Consider the following 17,889-nt stretch of genomic DNA (forward strand, 5'->3'; position numbering starts at 1 on the left):
CCGTGGTCGCGTTCTGGAGGTGCGTACCGGCGTCCCCTCCGGAAGAATCGGGGGGTGCCGTCGCTGCGGTTTCGGGGTCCTCGGCTGTCGCCGTTTCCCACCGGTCCACGGGGTACCAGGGTATCAGCGACATCGGGAGACCGCTTCCGGCCACACGCGGCAGTCGGGTGTTCACGGACGGCGACGGGGCCGTCGGGGGCAGCGGAAGCGGCAGCTCACCCGGGTGGAGCAGCGCGCCGCTCGTGTGATCACTACCGGCACGGGGCCGCGACGTATTCTGCTCGGACATCGCCCGCCCGGTCGGTCGGCGGATCCCGCACACTGGCCTGGTCGACCCTTCGCGCACATCACGCACATCACGCACATCCGTAGCAAGCGCCCCCCGGGGCGGACGTGGCCGTACGACTGGAGTGAAGCACGTGGCCGGGCGTATCGAGGATTACGCACTCATCGGAGACATGCAGACGGCCGCCCTGGTCTGCCGGGACGGCAGCGTGGACTGGCTGTGTCTCCCCCGCTTCGACTCGCACGCGATCTTCGCCGGGCTGCTCGGCACCGAGGATCACGGGTTCTGGCGGGTCGGCCCGGCGGGTCCGGCGGACGCCGAGCCCGCCCCCGCCGACCGGCGCCGCTACCGCGGCGACTCGCTGATCCTGGAGTCCGAGTGGGACACCCCGCGCGGCACGGTCCGGGTGACGGACTTCATGCCGCCGCGCGACGGCGCGCCGCAGCTGATCCGGATCGTCGAAGGCGTCTCGGGCCGGGTGCGGATGCGGTCCTCGCTGCGGATGCGGTTCAGCTACGGCCGGATCGTGCCCTGGGTGCACAAGGTCGGGGAGCGCACGGTCGCCGTCGCCGGACCCGACTCGGTGTGGCTGGACACCGACGCGGAGACCCACGGCAAGGACCTGACGACGTACTCCGACTTCACCGTGACGCCCGGCGAGCGGATCACCTTCACGCTCTCCTGGCAGCCCTCGCACAGGCAGGCGCCCGCACTGCCGGACCCGGAGGGCTCGCTCGAGGCGACGGCCGACTTCTGGCGCGAGTGGGTCGAGCACTGCACGTACCACGGCCCCTACCGCGAGGCGGTGATCCGCTCGCTGATCACCCTCAAGGCGCTGACGTACGCGCCGACCGGCGGGATCGTCGCCGCGCCGACGACCTCGCTGCCGGAGGAGATCGGCGGCGTACGGAACTGGGACTACCGCTACACCTGGCTGCGGGACGCGGCGATCACCCTGTCCTCGCTGCTCCGCACCGGCTACCGCGAGGAGGCCCGCGCCTGGCGCGACTGGCTGCTGCGCGCGGTGGCGGGCGACCCGGAGAACCTGCAGATCATGTACGGCATCGCCGGCGAGCGGGAGCTCGGCGAGGCGGAGCTCGACTGGCTCCCCGGGTACGAGAACTCCGGCCCGGTCCGGGTCGGCAACGGCGCGGCGAACCAGCTCCAGCTGGACGTCTACGGCGAGGTCGCGGAAGCCCTGCACCTCGGGCACATGACGGGCCTGTCCCGCAACGACTACGCCTCCCTGCTCCAGATCAAGCTGATCAACTACCTGGAGACGCACTGGGACCAGCCCGACGAGGGCATCTGGGAGGTCCGCGGCCCGCGCCGCCACTTCGTCCACTCGAAGGTGATGGCCTGGGTGGCCGTCGACCGCACGATCAAGCTGATCGAGTCCGGGGACGCCGACGGCCCGCTGGAACGCTGGCACGCGCTGCGCGACGACATCCACCGGGACGTCTGCGAGAAGGGCTACGACAAGGAGCGGAACACCTTCACGCAGTCGTACGGCTCCCAGGAGCTGGACGCCTCGCTGCTGCTGATCCCCCAGATGGGCTTCCTGCCGCCGGACGACAAGCGGGTCATCGGCACGATCGAGGCGATCCAGCGCGAGCTGTCCACGGAGGACGGTTTCGTGCTGCGCTACCCGACCGCCGGAGAAGAGGCCGGAGTGGACGGCCTGGAGGGCGACGAGGGCGCGTTCCTCGCCTGCTCCTTCTGGCTGGCGGACGACCTGGCGATGATCGGCCGCGTCGACGAGGCGCGCACGCTCTTCGAGAAGCTCCTGGCGCTCCGCAACGACCTCGGGCTGCTCGCCGAGGAGTGGGACCCGCGGCTCCAGCGGCAGGTGGGGAACTTCCCGCAGGCCTTCAGCCACGTCCCGCTGATCGACACGGCACTGCGGCTCACCGCCTCCGGGGCGTACGGGGGCTGATCCGGGGCGTACGGCGGCTGAGGGGCGCCCGTGGGGGCCCGGACCTACGATGAAAGGGTCCTTGTCCCCCCTCGCGAAAGGGGGGCTCCCATGGCTCCCCACATCTCCGAAAGCGCCCTGGCCGGGCTCGTCGACGACCTGGCCGGAGAGGTGATCATCCCCGGTGGTCCGGGTTACGACGAGGCGCGTGCCCTGCACAACGGCATGATCGACCGGCGCCCGTCGGTGATCGCCCAGTGCGCCACCCAGGCCGACGTGTCGAACGCGATCCTGTTCGGCCGCGAGGCCGACCTGCCGATCGCGGTGCGCGGCGGCGGGCACAGCGTCGCCGGGACCTCCGTGATCGACGGCGCGCTGGTCGTCGACCTCCGCCGGATGCACGGAGTCGTCGTCGATCCGGAGGACATGACGGTACGGATCGAGGGCGGGGCGACCATGGCCCATCTGGACCACGCCTGCCAGCCGTTCCACGTGGCGACCACCGGCGGGCGGGTGTCCACCACCGGCGTCGGCGGCTTCACCCTGGGCGGCGGATCGGGCTGGCTGGAGCGGAAGTTCGGCCTGGCCAGCGACAACCTGCTCGGCGCCGACCTGATCACCGCCGAGGGCAAGCACGTCCACACGGACGCGGAGGAGAACCCGGAGCTGTTCTGGGCGCTGCACGGCGGCGGCGGCAACTTCGGCGTGGCGACCTCGCTGACGATGCGGCTGCACCCGCTCCCCCGGATGAGCCTCGTCATGCTGCTGTTCCTGCCGGAGAACGCGCCCGAGGTGGTGCGCACGTTCCGCGACCTGGGACTGGCCGCGCCCGACGAGATGGGTGGCGGCGCTATCTACATGCCGGCGCCCCCGGAGCCGTTCATACCCGAGGAGCTGGTCGGGAAGCTGGTGTGCGGGGCGGTGTTCACGTACGCCGGGCCGGTCGAGGAGGTCCGCACGTTCGCGGAGCCGCTGTTCGCGCTGAAGCCCGCGGTGGAGATCGTCACGGACATCCCGTACGTGGACCTGCAGTCGATGATGGACGACCCGCCGGGGCTGCGGAACTACTGGTCGGCCGAGTACCTGCGGGAGCTCGGCGACGAGGCCGTGGACGTCTTCTGCGCCCGCGGCGCGGGCATCCCGGCGGGCACGGCCACCCAGCACGTGCTGTTCCTGATGGGCGGGGCCGTGGCCGCCGGGCCCTCCCAGTACCCGCAGCCGTGGCGCACCGCGCCGTGGGCGGTGCACCCGTTCGCGACCTGGGAGGACCCGGCGTACGACGAGCAGGCGAGGCAGTGGGTGCACGACGTGCGGGCCGATGTGCGGCCGTGGGCGCTCGACGCGACGTATCTGAACTTCGTCGGCGCCGAGGGCGAGCAGCGGATCATCTCCTCCTTCGGGGAGAGGAACTACCGCCGGCTCGCCGCCGTGAAGGCCCGGTACGACCCCGACAACGTGTTCCGGTACAACCAGAACATCGTCCCGGCCGGCTGACCCGGCTCACCTCAGCGCGGCGATCACCTCCTGGGCGGCGCGCTCGCCCTCGGCCGCGCCGCCTTCCATGAACCCCTGGAAGTCGTACGAGCAGTGCTCGCCGCCGATGTGGACGTTGCCCTGGGCGACGCCCTCGTACCCCGCGTACCGGTGGAGGTAGCCGACGGGCCAGTAGGAGTACGCGCCGAGGGAGTACGGGTTCTTGTGCCAGGCGGAGAGCTGGGCGCGGCCGGTGTACGCCCGGGAGGTGCCGGGGAAGAAGGCGTCGATGCCGGCCAGGTAGCGGGTGACCAGGTTCCGCACGTACGGGTCGGACTCGGTGGAGAACGGCCCGGCCGGGTTCAGGTTCCGGGCCAGGCTGCCGCCGCCGTACTGGATCAGGATGCCGCCGGTGCCGCCCTGGACCTTGGTGGTGTCCCAGGTCTGCTGGACCTCGCTGTCGGTGAAGCAGTCGCCGGAGGAGACCCCGGGCCAGGGGCCGGTGCCGCGCCAGGGGCGGGTGCCGAACTGCATGTTGAGCTTGGTGCAGGAGCCCATGCGCGCGTCCCGCAGGAGGTTGCGCATGAGCGGGTCGAAGCCGGCCTGGGAGAGGTCGAGTTGCTGGAGGACGGGCAGCGGGACGCACAGGATGGTGTGGTCGGCGGTGACGGTCCGGGTGGCACCCGCCTCGGTGAAGGTGAGCGTCTGCGTGCCGTCGGCGTCGGCCCGTACGGCGGTCAGCGACCAGCCCGTGCGCAGGGTGCCGGGGGCGAGGGCCCCGGCGACGGCGTTCGGGAGCAGGTCGTTGCCGCCGACGACGTGGTAACGCTCGTTGGAGAGGCCCCAGATGTTGAAGTTCCCCGGATTGGTCTGGTAGCCCATGAGCAGGACGAGGGCGAGCGAGGACTGTTCGGTGGTGTCCGCGCCGTACTCGACGTTGTAGGCGACGTCCATGAACCGCCCGAGCGGCGAGGAGTGCCCGCCGGGGACGCGGCTCTCGATCCACTCGTACAGCGACATGTCGTCGAGGGCGGTGCCGGTGGGGGTGGTCTGGTTCCAGTACACCTCTCCCGCGTCGAGCAGGTCGCGGTGGAGGGCCTGGTAGACGGCGTTGAAGTCCGCGTCGGCCTGGGCCCGCGGGTAGTAGGCGCCGTTGAACCAGAGGACCTCCTCGGCCCCGTTGGGCCCGCCGCCGAGGAAGTCCTCGGTGGCGAGGCCGAAGCGGCGGCAGAGTTCCAGGATCTTCTTGTGGCTGGTGTCGATCAGCTCGCCGCCGATCTCGGAGGTCTGGCCGTACGCCCAGTGGTCCCGCTGGCTGTACATGCGGCCGCCGACCCTGGACGGGTTCGCCTCGTAGAGCACCGGGCTCAGGCCGGCGTCCTGGAGGGTGAGGGCGGCCGTGAGGCCGGAGATCCCGGCGCCGACGACGGCGATCCGGGCGGTGCTCCTGACCGGCGGGGTGGGGGTGGCGGCCGCGGCGGGCACGGCCGAGCCGATGCCGGCCGCGATGCCGGCAGCAGCGGCGTACGTGAGGAGGGACCGGCGGCCGAGGGCGTCGGCTCTCAGGCCGCGCAGCTCGTCGACGGGGAGGTTCAGCCGTCGGGCGGCGGCGTGCTCGGCGGCGAGGTTCTTCAGGAGGTGCATCGGGTTGGTGCGTGCCATGGGGCGCTCCTGGAGGGGGACGGGGTCAGCTCTGGGGTACGGGGGCGGTGTCCGCGCGGGTGTCGGCGGGACGCTCGGCGGCGTCCTCCAGGACGATCCGGCCGATGATCTCGTAGCGCTCGGGCCGCTTGGCCTTGAGGTAGAAGCCGAGGCCGAGGCCGCCGAAGAAGACGGCGCCGACGATCCAGGGGATGGCCTTGAAGAAGAGGGAGTCGGCGGCGAGACCGGCCGCTGTCTCCATGTTCATGACCAGCAGGACGACGACGGCGATCATGCCGATGCCGCCGAGGAGCGGGGCCGTGAGCGTCCTGAACCAGTGCCGGTCCTCGGGGTGGTTCTTGCGGAAGTAGCCGATGACGGCGAAGGAGCAGAGGGTCTGCACGATGAGGATCGCCATCGTGCCGAGGATCGCGAGCAGCGTGTAGAGGTGGATGTACGGGTCCTCGCCGGTGAGCCAGAAGGCGGCGACGAGGGCGACGGCGATCGCGCTCTGCACGTACGAGGCGATGTACGGCGAGCCGTGCCGGGCGTGGGTCCGGCCGAGCGCCGGGTGGAGGAAGCCCTCCCGGCCGATGGCGTACAGATAGCGCGAGGCGCACTGGTGGAAGGCCATGCCGCAGGCGAAGGAGCCGGTGAGCAGCAGCCACTGGAAGGCGTCGACGGCCCAGGCGCCGATGAAGGTCTGGGTGGGCGCGAAGAACAGGTCGAGGGGGCTTGCGGACGAGGACAGCTTCACGGACCCGGCGAGCCCGTTCCCGGCGATCGTCATCCACGACACGTAGATGTAGAAGAGACCGACGCCGATGACGGAGATCAGGGTGGCGCGCGGGATGACCCGCTTGGGGTCGCGGGACTCCTCGCCGTACATCGCGGTCGACTCGAAGCCGACCCACGACCAGAAGGCGAAGAAGAGACCGAGCCCGGCGGAGGTGCCGGTGAAGGCGTTCCTGGGGTTGACCGGCTCGACGGGGATGCCGTCGGGGCCTCCGCCGGCGATCAGGACGGCGGTGGCGACCGCGAAGAGGACGGCGATCTCCGCGACCAGCATCACGCCGAGCGCCCTGGCGGTCAGGTTGATGTCGAAGTACGACAGGACGGCGGTGACGGCCAGCATGACCGCCGCGTACAGGATCCACGGGATGTCGACGCCGAGCTGGTCGGCGACCGTGGTCTTGGCGAAGTAGGAGAAGACGCCGACGATCGAGGCCTCGAAGACGACGTACGCGAGGACGGCGAGCATGCCGGAGGCCATGCCGGCGATCCGGCCGAGGCCGTGCGAGATGTAGCCGTAGAAGGCGCCGGCAGCGGTGATCCGCTTGGCCATGGCGACGTAGCCGACCGAGAAGACGGTCAGGACGAGCGTCGCGAAGAGGTATCCGGCGGGTGCGCCGGTGCCGTTGCCGAAGCCGACGGCGATGGGGAGGTTTCCGGTCATCGCCGTGATCGGGGCGGCGGTGGCGACGGCCATGAAGACGACGCCGACGAGTCCGACCGAGTTCGCCTTGAGCCGGTGGACCTCGGGCGTGGGGTTCCCTGTCGCGGGATTCCCTGGGATGGGGTTCTCTGCCATGGCCCGAGAGGATCCTCGCGAGTGACGTAGGCCACAATCGACAGGCGGTCGCACAATTCCCGCCACGGGGCGACGAGTTGTCGCCCTGGTGTACGAAGTGTCCGGTCCCGTGACCGTGGGGTGATGTCGCGGAAACACGGACGCGGGTAGCGTCCGGATCCATGGACAATCAGGGCGGGATCACCGTGCAGCGGGCCCTCGAACTCCCCGGACTGCGCGGCGGGCTCCCGGAGGTCGTGGCCGGCGCGGACCGGCTGCACCGCACGGTGCGCTGGGTGCACGCGGGCGAGGTGCCGAACATCGCGTCGCTGCTCAAGGGCGGCGAACTGCTCCTCACGACGGGCCTCGGCCTGGGCACCCGCCCGGCCGAGCAGCGGGCCTTCGTCCGCCGGCTCGCCGACCGGGGCATCGCCGCGCTCGTCGTCGAACTGGGCCCGCGCTTCGCCCGCCTCCCGGCGACGATAGTGGAAACGGCCAGGGCAGCCGGCCTCCCCCTCGTCCAGCTCCACCGCGAGGTCCCCTTCGTCGCCGTCACGGAGGAGATCCACACCGAGATCGTCAACGGCCACTACGCCCTCCAGCGGCAGGCCGAGGAGGTCCACCGGCAGTGCACGGAGGCGCTGCTCGGCGGCGGCGGGGTCCCGCAGGTGCTCCGCATCCTCTCCGACTTCGCCGCGAACCCGGTCTTCCTGGAGACCGCCGACGGACAGCTGCTGTACGCGGCGGGCACCGAGTCCGCGCCCGCCGACCCGCTCCAGGTGTGGGACGGGCTGCGCGGCCAGCGGGCGGCCCGCGAGTCCGGCCCGCCCACCGGCACGGTCCTCGTCGACGTGCCCGGCGGCGGCCCCGGTACGGGCTCGGTACGGGCCCGCCTGGTCCTCCTGTCGGTCTCCGGACCGCTCTCCCCCGTGCACCGGATGGCGGCCGAGCGGGCGGCCGGGCTCCTCGCGGTCGTCCTCATGCAGGCACGCCAGGAGGAGGAGCTGGCCGCGCGCGGCCGGGGCGACTTCCTGACGGACCTCGCGGAGGGCCGCATCTCGGCGGAGGACGCCCCGGCGCAGGCCCGCGTCCTGGGCTTCAAACCGGGCGCGGGCCCGCTGCTCCCGGTGGTCATGCGCCTGGCCCCGGAACTGTCCCCCTCGGGCAACTGGGCCCTGCTGGCCCGCGCGGTCCTGGAGGAACTGGCCTCGGTGGGCGTCCCGGCCCTGCTGGGAGTCCGCCCGGTGGAAGGCCGTGTCCCCCTCCTCTTGGGCCTCCGCTCGGAATCGGAGCGGACGGCGGTCGCGGACCGGGTCGCGGCGGCGCTGCGCGCGGGCGTGGAGCGGGCCGGCCTGGAACGCGCCGGGGTGCACGCGCCGGTCGTCGTGGTCGGCGTCGCGGGCGGCTGGGCGGCGGCCTCGGCGGGCCTGCGGCACGCGGCGGAGACGGCGACGGCGGCGCAGGGCCTGTCGGACCTGCCCTGGTACGACGCACGGCGCCTGGACATCGACCTCCTCCTGTGGCGGCTGCGCGACCACCCGGACCTGGCGGCCTTCGTGGACCGCGCGATCGGCCCGCTGCGGGACCACGACAAGGCGTCCCGCCCGCCGCTCCTCCCGACCCTGGAGACGTACCTGGCGCACGCGGGGCGCAAGGCGGAGACGGCGCGCGAGCTCCACCTCAACCGCCAGACGCTCTACAACCGCCTGGCCCGCATCTCCGAACTCCTCGGCACGGACCTGGACGACCCCCAGACGGTGCTGGCCCTCTCCTTGGCCCTGAGGGCCCGCCGGCATACGCCGTAGGCCCCCGTCGTGGCGGGGGCGGGCCCCGGAGGGGCTACCGCCCCGTCAACTCGTCGTACACCGCCAGCACATGCGCGACCGTCTCGTCCTCCGTGGGCCAGGACCCCGCCTGTACCCGCCCCGCCGCCGCCAGGTCCATCCGCCGCTCCACGTCGTCGAGGAGCCCCCGCACTGCCCCCGCCAGGGCCTTCGCGTCCCCGTACGGCACCAACTCCGCCGCGTTCCCGACGAGTTCCGGTACGCCGCCGACGGCCGTCGCGACGAGGGGCACCCCGAGCCGGAGCGCCTCCTGGGCGAGCAGGGAGCGGGCCTCCCACCGTGACGGCAGGACGGCGACGTCGGCGGCGGCGAGCAGCTCGGCGACGTCGTCCCGGCGGCCGATGAGCCGCACGGCGAGCCCCTCCTCGAAGATCCGCCGTTGCAGGAAGGCCCGTTCGCGGCCTTCCCCGGCGATGACGAGCAGCGGCTGCGGGTCGAGCTCCCGCCACTCCCGGGCCGCGTCGAGCAGCGTCCGGTACCCCCGCCCGCGTTCGAGCGCGCCGACGGCCATGAGCAGGGGCCGGTCGACGGCGCCGAGTTCGGCGCGGGCCTTGCCGTCGTGGAGGCAGACGGGCCCGCGCGCAGCGGACACGGTGACGGGGGCGAGGCGCGCGTCCCGGGCCCCGCGCCGCCGGGCCCGGTCGACGAGTTCGGAGGAGGTGCCGAGGACGACGGTCGCGGCCCGCGCGGCCTTGCGTTCGAGGAGCCGCAGCACCCCGCCCCGCGCCCCGTCGACGTGGTTGCGGCTGTGCCAGGTGGTCACGAGCGGGGCCCGGCCGCCGCCGGCCAGCGCGAGCGCGGCCCGTACGGAGGCCTGGAGGCCGTGCGCGTGGACCACGTCCGCGCCGATGCAGGCGTTGCGGAGCGCGGTGACGGTCGCGGGGTCGCCGAGGCGCGGCAGGGGCACGAAGTGCGCGCCGGCGCCCAGGTAGTCGTATGCGCGGTCGAGTTCGGCCGGGGCGCACACGGTCACCCGCACGCCCCTCGCCACCAGCCCCGAGGCAAGTGATCGGACGTGCGCGCTGCTGCCCGCGCCGCCGCCGCCCAGCACTTGGACCGTACGGAGCTGTGTCACGCGCCCAAGGATGCCAGTCCGTGCCCCCGACCGTACGCACGTTCCGGCACCGAAGTGGCGTCGTTCCGGTGTGCGGAAGGCGTACGGGCCGGGCACGCACACCACGGGTTCACCCACACGAGCGAGCGCACACACCCCAAGCGCACTCCCCCGCCATCACTGTCACGCCCCCGCATCACCGTCACGCCCCTCAAGCGGAAGCCGCCCGCTCCCCCCACACCGCCGCCGCGACCAGCCCGGCCGCGTGCGCGGGTCGCCCCGAAGGCGGCGCCGAGCGTCCCGATTCTCCCCAGGGTCGCCGACGTCACGCTCACGCGTCCGCCCGTGCCGTCGCGAGGAGCTCCTCCGCGTGGGCCCTGGCCGTCTCGGAGTCCTCCTGGCCGGCCAGCATCCGGGACAGTTCCCTGACCCGCTCCTCGCCCTCCAGGACGGTGACGCCGGAGCGGGTCACGGAGCCGTCGTTGGTCTTCTCGACGAGCAGCTGCCGGTCGGCGAAGGCCGCGACCTGCGGGAGATGGGTGACGACCACGACCTGGGCGGACTTGGCCAGCTTGGCGAGCCGGCGGCCGATCTCGACGGCCGCCTTCCCGCCGACGCCCGCGTCGACCTCGTCGAAGAGGTACGTCGGCACGGGGTCGACCCCGGCGAAGACGACCTCCACCGCGAGCATCACCCGGGACAGCTCACCGCCGGACGCGCCCTTGGCGATGGGCCGGGGCGGGGCGCCGGGGTGAGGGGCGAGCAGCAGCTCGACCTCGTCGGCCCCGGACGGCCCGTAGGCGACACGGCGGCCGCCGACCTCGACGCCCTCGGGGTCCTCGGTCTGGGCGATGGCGAAGGACACGCGCGCGTGCGGCATGGCCAGCGAGGCGAGTTCGGCGGTGACGGCGTCGGCGAACCGGGCGGCGGTCTCCGTGCGCGCGTCGGTGAGCCGCTGCGCGAGCACCGAGAGCTCGTCGCGCAGCCGGTCCCGCTCGGCGGTGAGCTCCTCGATCCGGTCGTCGTCGCCGTCGAGCTCGCCCAGCCGTCCCGCGCTCTCCTCGGCCCAGGCGAGGACGGCGTCGATGTCCGCCCCGTACTTCCGGGTGAGCTGGGTGAGCAGCGCCCGGCGCTCCTCGACGGCGGAGAGCCGCAGCGGATCGGCGTCCAGGTCGTCGGCGTATCCGGCGAGCTCCTGCGCCACGTCCGAGAGGAGGATGGAGATCTCGCCCATCCGGTCGGCGAGTCCGGCGAGCGCCGGGTCGTGCGACCGTACGGCCTCCAGGGCCCGGCCCGCGCCCGCGACCAGGGTGGTCGCGTCGACGGCCTCGGGGTCCTCGGGGTTGCCCGCGAGCGCGCCGTGCGCGAGCGCGGCGGCGGAGGCGAGGGCCTCGGCGTGCCCGAGCCGCTCGGCCTCGGCGGCGAGTTCGACGTCCTCGCCCGCGCGCGGCTCGACGGCCTCGATCTCGCCGAGCCCGAAGCGCAGCAGATCGGCCTCCTGGGCGCGTTCCCTGGCCCGGGTGGTGATCTCGTCAAGTTCGGCGGTGACGGCGCGCAGCCGCCGGTACGCCTCGCCGTAGGCGGCGAGCGGCCCGGACACGGCCTCGCCTGCGTACCGGTCGAGGGCACCGCGCTGCCGGGCCGGCTTGAGCAGGCCCTGCTGGTCGGTCTGGCCGTGGACGGCGACGAGCTCGTCGGCGAGCTCGGCGAGCAGCCCGACGGGCACGGAGCGCCCGCCGAGGTGGGCGCGCGAGCGTCCCTCGGCGGAGACGGTGCGGCTGACGAGGAGCACACCGTCGTCGAGTTCGGCCCCGGCCTCCTCGGCGCGTACGGCGACGGGCGCGCCCGCGGGCACGCTGATCCGCCCCTCGACGACGGCCGAGGCCGCGCCGATCCGCACCAGCGCCGGGTCGGCTCGTCCGCCGAGCAGCAGCCCCAGGCTGGTCACGACCATGGTCTTGCCCGCACCGGTCTCACCGGTCACCGCGGTGAAGCCGGGTGACAGCTCGACCACCGCGTCGTCGATGACCCCGAGCGACCGTATCCGCATCTCCTCCAGCACGCCCCAGACCATACGAGGTTTCCCGGGTCGGATGCGACATCACCCCCGGGCGTAACCCTCGGGAGTACCAGTCGTTACGGAGCGGGTCAGCGCGGTGCGCCCCGCCATCCCGAGACCGGGAGGGCGAACTTGGCGACGAGCCGGTCCGTGAAGGAGGCGTGGTGCAGCCGGGCGAGCCGGACCGGCACGGCGCCCCGCCGCACCTCGACGCGCGCGCCTGCCGGGAGCTCCACGGTCCGCCGCCCGTCGCACCACAGCACGCCGTGCGGGGTGTGCGGCTCGACCTCGACGGCGAGCACCGACTGGGGGGTGGTGATCAGCGGCTTGGCGAAGAGGGCGTGGGCCCCGATGGGGACCATGAGCAGCGCCTCGACCTCGGGCCAGACGACCGGTCCGCCCGCCGAGAAGGCGTAGGCGGTGGAGCCGGTGGGTGTCGCGCAGATCACTCCGTCGCAGCCGAAGCCGGTCACCGGGCGCCCGTCGATCGCGAGGACGACCTCCAGCATCCGTTCCGGCGAGACCTTCTGCACGGCGGCCTCGTTGAGCGCCCAGTCGCGGTGCAGGACGTCGCCGTTCTCGTACACGGTGACGTCGAGGGTCATCCGCTCCTCGACCTCGTACGCCTTGGTGACGACCCGGTCGACGACCTTGTCGAGGTCGTCGCGCTCGGCCTCCGCGAGGAAGCCGACGCGCCCCAGGTTGACGCCGAGCATGGGCACCCCGGAGGCGCGGGAGAACTCGGCGCCGCGCAGCAGGGTGCCGTCGCCGCCGAGGACGACGAGGAGTTCACAGCCGTCGAGCGCGTCGGAGCAGGCCTCCGGCACCTTCTCGACGGACGGCGGCAGCGGCAGGTCCGCGGCCTCGGCCTCCAGGACGCGGACGCCGATGCCGCAGCGCAGCAGCCCCAGGACGACCAGTTCGGCGCTGCGCACGGCGGCCGGCCGGCCGGTGTGCGCGAGCAGGAAGACGGTGCGTGTTGTTCCCGATGGTGCTGCTGCAGTTGAGCTCAACGAGGTCCCTCCGCCACGGCGCGGTCGACGTCAGCCGGATCCAGCGCGGGCGCGCCTGCCCGCAGCCACAGAAAGTACTCGACGTTGCCGGAGGGGCCGGGCAGCGGGCTGGCGGTGACGCCGAGGACGCCGAGGCCGAGCTCGCCGGCCCGCCGGGCCACGTTCTTCACGGCGTCCGCGCGGAGTTCGGCGGAGCGCACGACTCCGCCGGTGCCGAGCCGCTCCTTGCCCACCTCGAACTGCGGCTTGACCATGAGGACGAGGTCGGCGCCGGGCGCGGTGCAGGCCGCGAGGGCGGGCAGCACGAGCCCCAGCGGGATGAAGGACAGGTCGCCGACGACGAGGTCGACGGGGACGCCGTCGATGGCGTCGAGCGTCAACTCGCGTACGTTCGTGCGGTCCTTCACGGTGACGCGCTCGTCGCTCTGCAGCGACCAGGCGAGCTGTCCGTAGCCGACGTCGACGGCGACGACGTGGGCGGCGCCCGCGCGCAGCAGGACGTCCGTGAAGCCGCCGGTGGAGGCTCCGGCGTCCAGGGCGCGCCGGCCCTCGACCTGGAGGCCCTGGGGCACGAAGGCGGCGAAGGCCCCGGCGAGCTTGTGGCCGCCGCGCGAGACGTAGTCGGGGTCGGAGTCGTCCTGGGCGACGACGATGGCCGCGGCGGTCTCGACCTGGGTCGCGGGCTTGGTGGCGACGGTCTTGCCGACGGTCACCCGGCCCGCGGCGATCAGCTGGCTGGCGTGCTCGCGCGAGCGCGCGAGCTTGCGCCGTACCAGCTCGGCGTCCAGACGGCGGCGTGCCGGTCCTGCCACGTTCGGTTCAGCTCCTGTTGTCGTACGGACGGGGGGCGGGGTGCGCGTCGAGCGAGGTCAGCTCGGCGCGCAGTCCACGGTGTACATCCTCGTACACCTCCAGGTGTCCGTCCGCCGGGAGGTGGTCGAGCTCGGCGAGACGCGCGAGGCGGGCGTCGACGGCGGGATGGCCGGTGGGCTCCAGGACGACACCGAGCGGTGCGGGTCCCGCGGGCTCGTCCGTCGCGGCCGGGGCCCGCTCCTGCGGGGCTTCGGGGGTGGCGTCGCTCATGCCACGACGCTACCGCGAAGCCCTGGGGTACCGTCGACGGCGATGGCGACGATCACGGAGTGCCGCGGCGCACTCGACAGACTTTCGGACAATCTCGCGCGGGCGGACGAGGGCGTGCGCGGCGCCGCCGCGCTCGACCGCAGCCTGAGCTGCCACATCACCGACCTGGACACGACCTTCACGGGCCGCCTCGCGGACGGCCGGATCCGGGTCGACTCGACGGTGGACGGCCCGCCGCCGGCCAAGGCGCAGATCCGGCTCGCGATGACCGGCGACGACCTGGTGGCGATGGTGGACGGGCAGCTGAACTTCGCGAAGGCCTGGGCCGGGGGCCGGGTCAGACTGGAGGCCGGCTTCCGCGACCTCCTCAAGCTGCGGTCACTGCTGTAGCGCGGGCTCCTGCGACCGGGCCCCCACGGTCGCCCGGACGCGCGCCTTCCGCCCGGCCGGCACGACCAGCGGCGTCCCCGTCTCGGGGTCCTCGATGACCTGGCAGCGCAGCCCGAAGACCCGCTCGACCAGCTCGGCGGTCACCACCTCCGAGGGCGGTCCCTCGGCGACGACCTCGCCGTCGCGGACGGCGATGAGGTGGGTGGCGTACCGGGCGGCGTGGTTGAGGTCGTGGAGGACGGCGACGAGCGTCCGCCCCTGCGTCTCGTGCAGCTCGGCGCACAGGTCGAGGACGTCGATCTGGTGCTGGATGTCGAGGTACGTGGTGGGCTCGTCGAGCAGCAGCAGCGGCGTCTGCTGGGCGAGCGCCATGGCGATCCAGACGCGCTGCCGCTGACCGCCCGAGAGCTCGTCCACGTACCGGTCGGCCAGCTCGGCGACGCCCGTCGCCGCCATGGACTCGCGCGTGATGCGCTCGTCCTCCGGGGACCACTGGCGCAGCAGCCCCTGGTGCGGGTAGCGGCCACGCGCGACGAGGTCGGCGACGGTGATGCCGTCGGGGGCCACGGACGTCTGGGGCAGCAGCCCGAGGGTCTTCGCGACCTTCTTGGCGGGCATCGTGTGGATCGACTGCCCGTCGAGCAGGACGCGGCCCTCACTGGGCTTCAGCATCCGGGAGAGGGCCCGCAGGAGGGTGGATTTGCCGCAGGCGTTGGGCCCGACGATGACGGTGAACGAGTGGTCGGGGATCGCGACGGAGAGATCGCGGGCGATGACCCGCTGCTCGTACGCCAGGGTGACCGATTCCGCGCTCAGGCGCTGCTGCCGACCGTCCATACCCGCACTCCCGGTGTCTCGTCCGTGGTCGGTTCAGGCGGTGACGGACCACGGTCACGCGAAGTTAGGTTAGCCTACCCAACCCCGTTGATCGGTCACACCCCGAGCAGTGCGAGCACCTTCCCCGCGTCCGGCACACCACCGCCCGCCCGGTCCGCCTCCGACCAGGCCGCCCCGCACAGCGCCCGCACCGCGTCCAGCACCTCCACGCCCTCACCCGGCGCACCGTCGAGGACGGGCCCACCGTCGCTCACGGACGTGAGCTCACCGGAGAGGACGAGCTCACCGTCGCTCACGGACGCCCGCCATCCCCCGCACACGAAGCCCCCGGCCCCGTCCGCGACCACCTCGGGCTGCCTCACGAGCAGCCCCCGCAGATCGGCCGCCACATACGTGGGCCGGTGCTCCGGCACCGCCGCGAGCAGCTGCGCCACGTCCGTCACCCCGGTCAGCACGAGCAGCGAGTCCACCCCGCCGTTGAACGCGCCCTCGATGTCCGTGTCCAGCCGGTCCCCCACCACCAGCGGCCGCCGCGCCCCCGTCCGCAGCACCGTCTCCCGGTGCATCGGCGGCTGCGGCTTCCCCGCGACCTTCGGCTCGAACCGGCCCCCGGTGGCGATCCGCACGACCTCCACCGCCGCCCCGTTGCCCGGCCCGATCCCCCGCGCCCCGGGGATCGTCAGATCGGTGTTGGAGGCGTACCACGGCACTCCCCGCGCCACCGCGTAGGCCGCCTCCGCGAACCGCCCCCACCCCAGCTCGGGCCCGCCGTACCCCTGCACGACCGCCGCCGGGTCGTAGTCCGCCGACTCCACCGGTACGAGCCCCCGCTCGCGCAGCGCCACCCTCAGCCCCTCGCCGCCGATGACGAGCACCCGGGACCCCGCCGGCACCTCGTCCGCGATCATCCGGGCCACCGCCTGCGCCGAGGTGACCACGTCCCCGGCCTCCGCCGGCACGCCGAGATCCGTCAGATGCTCCGCCACCTCGTCGGGCGTCCGCAGCGCGTTGTTGGTGACGTACGCCAGATGCATCCCGCCGGCCCGGGCCGCCCCGAGCGCCTCCACGGCGTGCGGAACGGCCTCCCCGCCCGCGTACACGACCCCGTCCAGGTCCAGGAGCGCCGTGTCGTACGCCTCGCTCAACGCGACCGCGCTGCCGCCCGGGCACGTCCTGCCGCCGTCCCGCTGCCCCTGGCCGTTCCACACCGTCACCGCACACTCCTCAGATCACCGGGTGAATTCCCCCACTCTCCCGATCATCGCGCATGCCCGCCAACATACGATGACAGGATGAACACATCAGGTCACGCGGCCGACGACGTCCGCGACGCCACGACGGGCCTGCACCTGACCCCGTTCCGCGGACTCCGGTACGTCCCCGAGCGGGTCGGCAGCCTCGCCGCCGTGATGTCCCCTCCCTACGACGTCGTCGTACGACCTGACGGACTGCTCCATCTCGAGTCCGCCGATCCGCACAACATCGTGCGGCTGATCCTCCCGCAGGCGATCACCGCGGGCACCCGCCACCGCAAGGCCGCCGTCACCCTCGACCGCTGGCTCGCGGACGGCGTCCTCGCCCCGGACCCGGAGCCCGCGCTCTACGTGTACGAGCAGAGCGGCGACGGCATCCTCCAGCGGGGCGTCATCGGCACCCTGGAGCTCTCCACCCCGGACGAGGGCGTCGTCCTCCCGCACGAGGACGTCATGCCGCACGTCGTCGAGGACCGCGCCGCCCTGATGCGGACCACGGCCGCCAACCTGGAGCCCCTGCTCCTCACCTACGTCGGGGCCGAGGAGGGCGGCGCCGCAGCGGTCATCGAGAGCACCGTCCGGCGCGAGCCGCTGTTCTCCACCACCACGGAGGACGGCTTCCAGCACCGCCTGTGGTCGGTCACGGACCCCGCCGAACTCGCCGTGATCGCCGGCGAACTGGCCCACCACCAGGCCCTCATCGCCGACGGCCACCACCGCTGGGCGACGTACCTGCGCCTCCGCGAGGAGCACACGGCCCCCGGCCCCTGGAACTACGGCCTGGTCCTCCTCATCGACACCGCCCGCTACCCCCTGCGGGTCCGCTCGATCCACCGCCTCCTGAACCGCCTGCCGGTCGCCGACGCCCTCGCGGCCCTCGGGGACACGTTCCGGGTGCGCAGGATCGACCGGCCGCTCCCCGTGGCCCTGGAGGCCCTGGAGGCCGCCGCGGCCGAGGGCAACGCCTTCCTCCTCGCGGGCGACGGCACCTTCCACCTCCTCGACCGCCCGGACCCGGCCCTCCTCGACCGCACGATCCGCACGGACCGCCCCCAGGCCTGGCGGACCCTGGACGCGACGGTCCTGCACTCCACCCTCCTGGAGCACGTCTGGCACATCCCGGACGCCCCCGAGGACATCGCCTACATCCACGACACGGAGGCCGTGGTCGCCCAGGCGGAACGCCGCGGCGGTACGGCGGTCCTCATGCATCCGGTACGGGAGGAGGTCGTCCGCGACCTCGCCCGCCAGGGCGTCACGATGCCCCGCAAGTCCACGTCCTTCGGCCCGAAGCCGGCGACGGGCCTGGTCCTGCGCAGCCTGGCGCTGGACTGAGCACACCGAAGCGCGGAAACGCAGAAGGGGGGGACCCCCCCGGGGGCGCCCCTCTCCCTCCCCCCGGGGAGCCGCCCCCTTCTCCCCCCCCCCCCCCCTCCTCCTCCTCCTCCTCTTCCCCCTCCTCGATCTCCAC

14 protein-coding genes are annotated in these 17,889 nt (G+C 73.3%); 5 read left to right on the forward strand and 9 right to left on the reverse strand.

Going from position 1 to position 17,889, the window contains the following annotated elements; translation table 11 throughout:
• The first annotated feature begins 419 nt into the window (after positions 1-419).
• Together ACZ7HT_RS24905 and ACZ7HT_RS24910 are read left to right on the forward strand one after the other, a co-directional pair.
• Positions 420-2,222 carry a glycoside hydrolase family 15 protein gene (locus tag ACZ7HT_RS24905; protein ID WP_471169792.1) on the forward strand — a complete coding sequence of 601 codons (1,803 nt, stop codon included), beginning with the start codon at positions 420-422 and terminating at the stop codon, positions 2,220-2,222.
• Between the two features lie 90 nt (positions 2,223-2,312).
• Positions 2,313-3,695 (forward strand): FAD-binding oxidoreductase, encoded by a 1,383-nt coding sequence (locus ACZ7HT_RS24910; protein WP_471169795.1) that lies wholly within the window; start codon positions 2,313-2,315, stop codon positions 3,693-3,695.
• Between the two features lie 6 nt (positions 3,696-3,701).
• Here ACZ7HT_RS24910 and ACZ7HT_RS24915 read toward each other — a convergent pair whose 3' ends face one another.
• A complete protein-coding gene (locus ACZ7HT_RS24915) occupies positions 3,702-5,336 on the reverse strand; it encodes a flavin monoamine oxidase family protein (RefSeq protein ID WP_471169798.1) in 1,635 nt (544 codons plus the stop codon).
• Positions 5,337-5,361: 25 nt separating this feature from the next.
• Positions 5,362-6,906: an APC family permease gene (locus ACZ7HT_RS24920; protein WP_471169801.1), complete on the reverse strand. Its 1,545-nt coding sequence runs from the start codon at positions 6,904-6,906 to the stop codon at positions 5,362-5,364.
• A 161-nt stretch (positions 6,907-7,067) separates the two neighbouring features.
• Here ACZ7HT_RS24920 and ACZ7HT_RS24925 point away from each other — a divergent pair, with 161 nt between their 5' ends.
• Positions 7,068-8,690: a PucR family transcriptional regulator gene (locus ACZ7HT_RS24925; RefSeq protein WP_471169804.1), complete on the forward strand. Its 1,623-nt coding sequence runs from the start codon at positions 7,068-7,070 to the stop codon at positions 8,688-8,690.
• Between the two features lie 34 nt (positions 8,691-8,724).
• Here ACZ7HT_RS24925 and ACZ7HT_RS24930 read toward each other — a convergent pair whose 3' ends face one another.
• The 5 genes from ACZ7HT_RS24930 to ACZ7HT_RS24950 form a co-directional block, all read right to left on the reverse strand.
• On the reverse strand, positions 8,725-9,804 hold the full coding sequence (locus tag ACZ7HT_RS24930) for a glycosyltransferase family 4 protein (RefSeq protein WP_471169807.1): 1,080 nt from the start codon (positions 9,802-9,804) through the stop codon (positions 8,725-8,727).
• A gap of 310 nt (positions 9,805-10,114) precedes the next feature.
• A complete protein-coding gene (gene recN, locus ACZ7HT_RS24935) occupies positions 10,115-11,857 on the reverse strand; it encodes a DNA repair protein RecN (protein ID WP_471169810.1) in 1,743 nt (580 codons plus the stop codon).
• A gap of 74 nt (positions 11,858-11,931) precedes the next feature.
• Positions 11,932-12,855 carry an NAD kinase gene (locus ACZ7HT_RS24940; RefSeq protein ID WP_471169812.1) on the reverse strand — a complete coding sequence of 308 codons (924 nt, stop codon included), beginning with the start codon at positions 12,853-12,855 and terminating at the stop codon, positions 11,932-11,934.
• Positions 12,852-13,667 (reverse strand): TlyA family RNA methyltransferase, encoded by an 816-nt coding sequence (locus ACZ7HT_RS24945; RefSeq protein WP_471169815.1) that lies wholly within the window; start codon positions 13,665-13,667, stop codon positions 12,852-12,854. The genes ACZ7HT_RS24940 and ACZ7HT_RS24945 overlap by 4 nt, the downstream gene beginning before the upstream one ends.
• Positions 13,668-13,674: 7 nt before the next feature.
• Positions 13,675-13,938, reverse strand: a complete 264-nt coding sequence (locus ACZ7HT_RS24950) for a hypothetical protein (protein WP_471169818.1) — start codon at positions 13,936-13,938, stop codon at positions 13,675-13,677.
• 42 nt (positions 13,939-13,980) lie between these two features.
• Between ACZ7HT_RS24950 and ACZ7HT_RS24955 the strand changes: the two genes are divergently transcribed.
• A complete protein-coding gene (locus tag ACZ7HT_RS24955; RefSeq protein ID WP_471169821.1) occupies positions 13,981-14,328 on the forward strand; it encodes an SCP2 sterol-binding domain-containing protein in 348 nt (115 codons plus the stop codon).
• On the opposite strand, the gene ACZ7HT_RS24960 is transcribed toward ACZ7HT_RS24955, so the two are convergent.
• The gene (locus ACZ7HT_RS24960) at positions 14,317-15,165 is read right to left on the reverse strand and encodes an ABC transporter ATP-binding protein (protein WP_471169824.1); all 849 of its coding nucleotides are present in this window, start codon (positions 15,163-15,165) and stop codon (positions 14,317-14,319) included. The two genes, ACZ7HT_RS24955 and ACZ7HT_RS24960, sit on opposite strands and share 12 nt — an antisense overlap.
• 95 nt (positions 15,166-15,260) lie before the next feature.
• Positions 15,261-16,379: an HAD-IIA family hydrolase gene (locus ACZ7HT_RS24965; RefSeq protein WP_471169827.1), complete on the reverse strand. Its 1,119-nt coding sequence runs from the start codon at positions 16,377-16,379 to the stop codon at positions 15,261-15,263.
• A gap of 78 nt (positions 16,380-16,457) precedes the next feature.
• On the opposite strand from ACZ7HT_RS24965, the gene ACZ7HT_RS24970 reads away from it, so the two are divergent.
• Positions 16,458-17,753: a DUF1015 domain-containing protein gene (locus ACZ7HT_RS24970; protein WP_471169829.1), complete on the forward strand. Its 1,296-nt coding sequence runs from the start codon at positions 16,458-16,460 to the stop codon at positions 17,751-17,753.
• Positions 17,754-17,889 lie beyond the last annotated feature (136 nt).

It is taken from the genome of Streptomyces sp. NPDC037410 (assembly GCF_055602235.1).

Excerpts from the sequence above, each read along its gene's own strand:
- ACZ7HT_RS24910 (WP_471169795.1), top strand. The coding sequence starts at position 2,313 with ATGGCTCCCCACATCTCCGAAAGCGCCCTGGCCGGGCTCGTCGACGAC.
- ACZ7HT_RS24915 (WP_471169798.1), bottom strand. The coding sequence starts at position 5,336 with ATGGCACGCACCAACCCGATGCACCTCCTGAAGAACCTCGCCGCCGAG.
- ACZ7HT_RS24920 (WP_471169801.1), bottom strand. The coding sequence starts at position 6,906 with ATGGCAGAGAACCCCATCCCAGGGAATCCCGCGACAGGGAACCCCACG.
- ACZ7HT_RS24925 (WP_471169804.1), top strand. The coding sequence starts at position 7,068 with ATGGACAATCAGGGCGGGATCACCGTGCAGCGGGCCCTCGAACTCCCC.
- recN (WP_471169810.1), bottom strand. The coding sequence starts at position 11,857 with ATGGTCTGGGGCGTGCTGGAGGAGATGCGGATACGGTCGCTCGGGGTC.
- ACZ7HT_RS24950 (WP_471169818.1), bottom strand. The coding sequence starts at position 13,938 with ATGAGCGACGCCACCCCCGAAGCCCCGCAGGAGCGGGCCCCGGCCGCG.
- ACZ7HT_RS24955 (WP_471169821.1), top strand. The coding sequence starts at position 13,981 with ATGGCGACGATCACGGAGTGCCGCGGCGCACTCGACAGACTTTCGGAC.
- ACZ7HT_RS24960 (WP_471169824.1), bottom strand. The coding sequence starts at position 15,165 with ATGGACGGTCGGCAGCAGCGCCTGAGCGCGGAATCGGTCACCCTGGCG.
- ACZ7HT_RS24970 (WP_471169829.1), top strand. The coding sequence starts at position 16,458 with ATGAACACATCAGGTCACGCGGCCGACGACGTCCGCGACGCCACGACG.